A 6,968-nucleotide genomic window follows, 5' to 3' on the forward strand; every position below is an offset into this window, starting at 1 on the left:
AGAGAGATCGGTTCGTTTGCCATTTACGCGTCCAAATACCGAGAGTAAACGCCTTTCTCAACGTGTTTACAAGCAATATTTCACCCTATCGTCACTCCGAGCACCTACCCTTCATGCAATCGCCCTGTAGCCGGGCCCCACATCGATGCGCAATTCCCACACGCCGTCGTGGCAAAATTTATGGTCGCCAAAATTACCAGGCATCATGCGCAGTACGCGCCACACGATGGCCACCCTGGCCGTATTGTCGCGTTGGCGTTTCAGCCATTCCGTATATAAATCCCTGCCCGATGATGCCAGCTAGTGCCGAATCTCAAACATCACGTTCGTCCATAAACGAAGAAATATCAAGGAGAAAATCACGTGAATACAAAAGATCTCGCCATCTTGCGACCAAACCGCGTGACGCAGGTGCCGAATGCCGGGATCACTGATGTATATCAAGATGCGTTTCCCCAGTTACTGTAAGGAAATGATGTGGCGCGTACACGCCTTACACGCATCCGATTGCGCTATACAATAAGCGCTGTCCAACCGCGAAAACCCTGCCGCCATGACGAACAACGACAGCAATTCCCCTTCCCTCGCCCACGTGGCCGAACGCTACGTCAAGCTGGTTCTGGCCATGGGCCAGCACGATGCCTCATATGTCGACGCGTATTACGGCCCGCCCGCGTGGCAACAGGAAGCGTCAGAACAGCAACAAGGTTTGAGCGATATCAAGGATGGCGCAAACGAGGCGCTGGCCCTGCTGGCTGATGACGCATCCTTGCGCGCCCTCAACCTGCGCAAGCAGTTGCTAGCCGTGCTGGCGCGCGCGGAAATGCTGCAAGGCACACGCCTTGATTTCGATACGCAAAGCGTACGCCTGTACGATGCCGTCTCGCCCCACCACAGCCGCGCATACTATGAAGAACTGGTGGCAGAAATCGACGCCCTGCTGCCAGGCGACGGCACGGTCAGCGAGCGCGTCAATGACTTGCGCGCGCAACTCGTCATTCCCGCCGACAAGCTGCATGCCGTGATGGACGCAGCCATCCGCGCGGGCCGCGAACGCACCTTGCAGTACATCGCCCTGCCGGCAGGTGAAGATTTTGTACTGGAATTGGTCAGCGACAAGCCGTGGAGCGGCTACAACTGGTACAAGGGAAACTACCAGAGCGTGATCCAGATCAATACGGACTTGCCCGTGTATATCGATCGCGCCGTCGACCTCGCTTGCCACGAAGCCTATCCGGGCCACCACGTCTACAACGTGCTGCTGGAACGCGACCTGGTACGCGGCAAGGGCTGGATGGAGTACTGCATCTATCCGCTGTATTCGCCGCAATCGCTGATCGCCGAAGGCACGGCCAACTACGGCATCGAACTGAGTTTCACGGATGAAGAACGGCTGGCGTTCGAACAGCAGGTGCTGTATCCGCTGGCGGGCCTGGACCCTGCGCTGGCGCCCCGCTACGCGCAACTGAACGCGCTGCTGGCCAAACTCGGCTATGCCGACAACGACATCGCGCGCCAGTACCTCGATGGCAGCCTGAACCGGGAGGAAGCGCTGGAATGGCTGGTCAACGTGCGCCTCTACCCGGCCGAGAAATCCGCGCAGCGCCTGCAGTTCTACGATGCCATGGGTGCTTATGTCATCAATTACAACCTGGGCCAGGACATGGCGAAAGCCTATGTCGAACGCCAGGGCGCCACGCGCACCGCCCACTGGGCCGCCTTCCGCGACCTGATGTCCTCGCCGCGCGTGCCCAGCGCGCTGCTGGCATGAGTCGGCAGCAACGCCCATCCACGCCTCCTGCAGGTGTGCCTCGATGCACTGCATCCGAACCAGCCGGCCATCGGCGACGATCAGGTGTACTACAAGCCGCGATGCTATGCGGCCGAGGACAAGCAGCAAGCCGATGAAATTTGCCGACCTGAGTGCAGCCAATGACTAGGGCGAGGTCTTGCCCTGCACCGCCAATGCGCAAGATCGGCTACGAACCACCCGACGATGCCTTGGAATTCCTCGAATTTTACTGGGCCGACAGGGGCGATGTCGCCAGCTATCTGGCTACCATCAAGACGGCATCGGCCGCGATGACGGGCCTGAAAGCCACGGACATTGTCAGCGGCGGCAAGACGGCGCAAGCGCTGGGCTGGACCGGCGCCTTCAGCCGGGCCGCGCTGGACGAACAGGTCACGCCAATGGGCAAGCTCAGCTACGCCATCGCGCACAAGAAAGCGCTGGCAAGATAAACCCGCAGGTATACGCAACAACGGCCCGCTTGTCATTGGACAAGCGGGCCGTTTTCCATGGCAGGTGCCGCTTACGCGATGCGCTCGCCATTGGCCGGATCAAACATGGCCGCCTTCGACAGGTTGAACGACAGTTGCATGCTCTGCCCCGGCAGCACCGCTTCGCGCGGATGCGTGCGGCAAGTCACGGCGGCGCCATTCAAACGCGTCGTCAGCAAGGTATCGGGGCCGGTCGGCTCGACCAGGTCGATCAGGCAGCCCAGTTCCTGGCCCACGTCGCCGTGCGCGCTGCTCATGTCCGTGATCTGCTCCGGGCGCACGCCCAGGATCACGTCGCGGCCCGCATAGCTGCGCAGCTTGTCGGCCGCGAATGGCAGGGCCAGACGCATGCTCTTGCCCGCATTCTCGATGGCGACAAACACCTCGTTGCCCTCGATGACAGGCTTGACGGTGACGAAGTTCATCGACGGCGAGCCGATGAAGCCGGCCACGAACAGATTCGCGGGATTGTCGTAGATTTCCTGCGGCGTGCCCAGTTGCTGCACCACCCCATCCTTCATGACGGCGATCAAATCGCCCATGGTCATCGCCTCGATCTGGTCATGCGTGACGTAGACGATGGTGGCTTTCAGGCGCTGGTGCAGCAGCTTGATCTCGGCACGCATTTCCACGCGCAGCTTGGCGTCCAGGTTCGACAGCGGTTCGTCGAACAGGAACAATGACGGCTTGCGCGAAATGGCGCGGCCCATGGCCACGCGCTGGCGCTGGCCGCCCGACAGCTGCGCCGGACGGCGGTCCAGCAAGTGCGTGATCTGCAGCGTTTCAGCGACGCGGGCGACGATTTCTTGCTGCTCCGCCTTTGGCACTTTTTTCACATTCAGGCCAAACGCGATGTTTTCGCGCACCGTCATCGACGGATACAGCGCGTAGGACTGGAACACCATGGCGATGTCGCGGTCCTTCGGCGGCAGGTCGTTGACCACCTTGCCATCGATGAGGATTTCGCCCGAGGTGACGCTTTCCAGGCCGGCCACCATATTGAGCAAGGTCGATTTGCCGGAGCCGGAGCCGCCGACGAGGATCAGGAACTGGCCATCCTTGATCTCGATGTCGATGCCCTTGAGGACTTCGACGCCATTCGTGTACACCTTGCGGATACCGCGTATCGATAAACTGGACATATTATTTCCTTAACCTTTGACTGCGCCTGCGGTCAGACCGCGCACAAAATAACGGCCTGCGACCAGATAGACCAGCAGGGTCGGCAGCGCGGCAATCACCGCGGCGGCCATGTTGACGTTGTATTCCTTCACGCCCGTGGACGTGTTGACCAGATTGTTCAAGCCCACCGTGATCGGCTGCGAATCGCCGCTGGCGAAGACGATACCGAACAGGAAGTCGTTCCAGATCTGCGTGAACTGCCAGATGATGCAGACGACGAAAATCGGACCCGAAATCGGCAGCACGATCTTGCGGAAGATCAGGAAGAAGCCGGCACCGTCGATGCGCGCCGCCTTGATCAGCTCTTCCGGCACGCCAATGTAGTAGTTACGGAAGAACAGCGTGGTGAAGGCCGTGCCATACACCACGTGCACGAAGACCAGGCCCGTGGTGGTATTGGCCAGGCCAAATTCGCCCAGCAGGCGCGCCATCGGCAGGATCACTACCTGGAAGGGAATGAAGCAGCCCACCAGCAAGGCGGCAAACAGCATTTCCGAACCGCGGAAGCGCCAGTGCGCGAACACATAGCCGTTGAAGGCGCCCAGAAAGGTCGAGATCAGCACGGCGGGAATCACCATCTTGATCGAGTTCCAGAAGAACGGCTGCATGCCGTCGCAAGTGACGCCCGTGCAGGCGGAAGACCAGGCCTTGGACCAGGAATCGAACTGCCACACGTGCGGCAGCGCCAGCAGGTTGCCGCTGCGGATCTCGTCGAGCGACTTGAACGAGGTCGACAGGGTCACGTACAGGGGCACGATGTAATACACCGCAAACAGGATCAGCAGCAGGTATAACACCACCCGTCCCAGGGTGAGTTTGTTGTTACGTGTAGGAGTGTGTGTCATCTCATCGCCTTTGCGCTGCGCGTTTCCAGGTACATCAGCGGCACGAGCACGGCCACGATGGTGACCAGCATCATCATTGCCGATGCCGAGCCCAGGCCCAGCTGGCCGCGGGTGAAGGAAAACTGGTACATGAAGATGGCCGGCACGGACGACGAGTTGCCAGGTCCGCCAGCCGTCAATGCGATGACCAGGTCGAAGCTCTTGATGGCAATATGCGCCAGAATCAGCAGCACGCTGAAGAACACGGGACGCATGGCGGGAATCACGATACGCCAGTAAATCGTCGGCAGCGACGCGCCATCGACTTGCGCCGCCTTGATGATTTCATCATCGATGCCGCGCAGGCCGGCCAGGAACAGGGCCATGACAAAGCCCGACGACTGCCATACGCCGGCAATCACCACCGTGTAGATGGCCATGTCGGAGTTCACCAGCCAGTCGAAGGTGAACGACGTCCAGCCCCAGTCGTGCATGACCTTTTCCAGGCCCAGGCTGGGATTGAGCATCCATTTCCAGGCCGTGCCGGTGACGATGAAGGACAGCGCCATCGGATACAGGTAGATGGCGCGCAGCGCGCCTTCGACGCGGATTTTCTGGTCCAGCAGGATCGCCAGGAACAGGCCGATAGCGATGCTGCAACCGATGAACAGGACACCAAAGATGCCGAGGTTCTTGAGCGAGGTCCACCAGCGCTCATTATCGAACAGCTCGACGTATTGCACCAGGCCGGCGAACTCGTAGTTCGGCATCAGCCGCGATTCGGTCAGCGACAGCCAACCGGTCAAAAAGATAAAACCATAGACGAATAGCAGGCTGGCGATGAGCGTGGGGCCCAGCACCATCTGCGGTATCCATCGGTCGAATTGCTTGCGTATGGACATAGGAGAGCCGTAGAGAGAACTGCGTGTGGCGCCGGCCTGGTGGAACCAGGGCGGACGCCTGCGATGCATGCGATGCAGCGGGCGCCGGCGGGAGTGCCGGCGCCGTCGTGATTATTTCACTTTTGCCGCTTTGGCCAGCGCTGCAACCGCGTCTTTCGAGCTCATGTTGGTATTCATGAACTTGGCGATGACGTCGGTGATGGCGCCTTGCGTGGCCGATGGCAGCGCCATGCCGTGCGCAAACGATGGCACCAGGCCGCCGCTCTTGTTGGTGGCGTCCATGTCTTCCATCGATTTCAGGGCGCAAGCGTCAAACTTGTCCTTGGACACGCCGGAACGCACAGGGATGGAACCCTTGTTCAGGTTGAAGATCGACTGGAACTTCGGATTCATGATGGCGTTGGCCAGGGCGATCTGCCCTTTCTTCGCATTCGCATCTTTTTGCGTGAACATGGCAAACGAATCGATGTTGAAGGTGTAGGCCTTGTCCGTGCCAGGCGCTGCCACGCACAGGTAGTCCTTGCCCGGTACCTTGCCGGCAGCCGTGAATTCACCCTTGGCCCAGTCGCCCATGAACTGGAAGCCGGCCTTGTTGTTGATCACCATGGCGGTGGCCAGATTCCAGTCGCGGCCGGCCGCATCCTTGTCGATATAGGTCTTCACCTTGCCCAGGGTGTCGAACACCTTGAGCATGGTCGGGCCGGTCAATTCCTTCTGGTCCAGCTTGAGGATGGCCTTTTTGTAGAATTCCGTGCCGCCCACGCCCAGCGCGACCGATTCAAACACGGTGGCGTCCTGCCATGGCTGGCCGCCGTGGGCAATCGCGATGGCGCCCGATTTCTTGATTTTCTCGGCCGCCTCAAAGAAGGCGGGCCAGGTGGTCGGGGTGGTGGCCACGCCGGCTTTTTTCAGCACTTCGGGATTGACCCACATCCAGTTGACGCGGTGCACGTTGACGGGAGCGGCAACGTAGTGGCCTTTATATTTCATGATGTCGGCGACCACTTTCGGCAGCACGGCATCCCATTTGCCTGGAATGGCGGCATCGTCGATATTGGCCAGCACGCCTTCAGCGCCCCATTCCTGGATCGACGGGCCCTTGATCTGGGCGGCCGTTGGCGGGTTGCCGGAAATGACGCGGGTTTTCAGTGCGGTCGCGGCGTTTTCGCCAGCGCCACCAGCCACGGCGAAGTCTTTCCAGCCGAAGCCGCTTTCCTTCACGATTTGCTGCAACTGGCCCACGGACTTCGCTTCGCCGCCGGAGGTCCAGTAGTGCAACACTTCCACGTCGGTCGCAAAGGCGCTGCCAGCGAATGCCAGGGTGGTCAGTGCGGCCAGTTGGGTAATCTTGAATTTCAGTTTCATCTCCACATTCCTTTTTTGATCAAGCTTTTAGGGGGCTTCGGCATACGGGGGCCGAAAAAGGTGAAATCTGCGCCTGTACCGGCGCTCTTGTGCTCAGACCCGCTTGCAAACGGGCATCATCTTCAGTGAAAAGACGGCGCCGTGATCCATGACATGCTTACATTGTCTTTATATCACGGGACGGCGCCAAAAACGCATCCGCGAAGGATGCGCCAGGTTGATCTGCACTTACAAACGTCAACACTGAACAAAACCGTTTGGTTTGGTGTTTAGAACCAGGTTTCGACTTGGAAGCCGTACGACGTGCCGCTGGTATTGTTGTTGTAGATCGGGCCGCCGTTGTTCGACGCATTGACCGAGGCGGTGGCCGCATCGTTCCATTTGCCGTAGGTAACAAAGGCGCGCAGTTCAGGAC

At 59.6% G+C, this 6,968-nt stretch carries 7 protein-coding genes; 2 read left to right on the forward strand and 5 right to left on the reverse strand.

Going from position 1 to position 6,968, the window contains the following annotated elements; all coding sequences use genetic code 11:
• Nucleotides 1-553: 553 nt before the first annotated feature.
• Entirely contained in the window at nt 554-1,771 is a 1,218-nt protein-coding gene (locus CSZ94_RS26580; protein WP_180977646.1) for a hypothetical protein, read from the forward strand.
• Nucleotides 1,772-1,965: 194 nt separating this feature from the next.
• Complete coding sequence (locus tag CSZ94_RS26585; protein WP_102124249.1) at nt 1,966-2,241, forward strand: hypothetical protein; 276 nt, start codon at nt 1,966-1,968, stop codon at nt 2,239-2,241.
• Nucleotides 2,242-2,312: 71 nt separating this feature from the next.
• Here the strand turns inward: CSZ94_RS26585 and CSZ94_RS26590 are convergent, their stop codons facing one another.
• The 5 genes from CSZ94_RS26590 to CSZ94_RS26610 form a co-directional block, all read right to left on the reverse strand.
• A complete protein-coding gene (locus tag CSZ94_RS26590) occupies nt 2,313-3,422 on the reverse strand; it encodes an ABC transporter ATP-binding protein (protein WP_102124250.1) in 1,110 nt (369 codons plus the stop codon).
• A 9-nt stretch (nt 3,423-3,431) separates the two neighbouring features.
• Complete coding sequence (locus CSZ94_RS26595; RefSeq protein ID WP_071077886.1) at nt 3,432-4,307, reverse strand: carbohydrate ABC transporter permease; 876 nt, start codon at nt 4,305-4,307, stop codon at nt 3,432-3,434.
• Nucleotides 4,304-5,188, reverse strand: a complete 885-nt coding sequence (locus tag CSZ94_RS26600; protein ID WP_102124251.1) for a carbohydrate ABC transporter permease — start codon at nt 5,186-5,188, stop codon at nt 4,304-4,306. Before CSZ94_RS26600 ends, CSZ94_RS26595 begins: the two co-directional genes overlap by 4 nt.
• Nucleotides 5,189-5,299: 111 nt before the next feature.
• Nucleotides 5,300-6,553, reverse strand: coding sequence for an ABC transporter substrate-binding protein (locus CSZ94_RS26605; protein ID WP_102124252.1), 1,254 nt, complete (start codon nt 6,551-6,553; stop codon nt 5,300-5,302).
• A 269-nt stretch (nt 6,554-6,822) separates the two neighbouring features.
• The gene (locus CSZ94_RS26610; RefSeq protein ID WP_258001197.1) at nt 6,823-6,960 is read right to left on the reverse strand and encodes a carbohydrate porin; all 138 of its coding nucleotides are present in this window, start codon (nt 6,958-6,960) and stop codon (nt 6,823-6,825) included.
• Nucleotides 6,961-6,968 lie beyond the last annotated feature (8 nt).

The organism is Janthinobacterium sp. ROICE36, assembly GCF_002869965.1.
Lineage (GTDB): Bacteria > Pseudomonadota > Gammaproteobacteria > Burkholderiales > Burkholderiaceae_D > Janthinobacterium.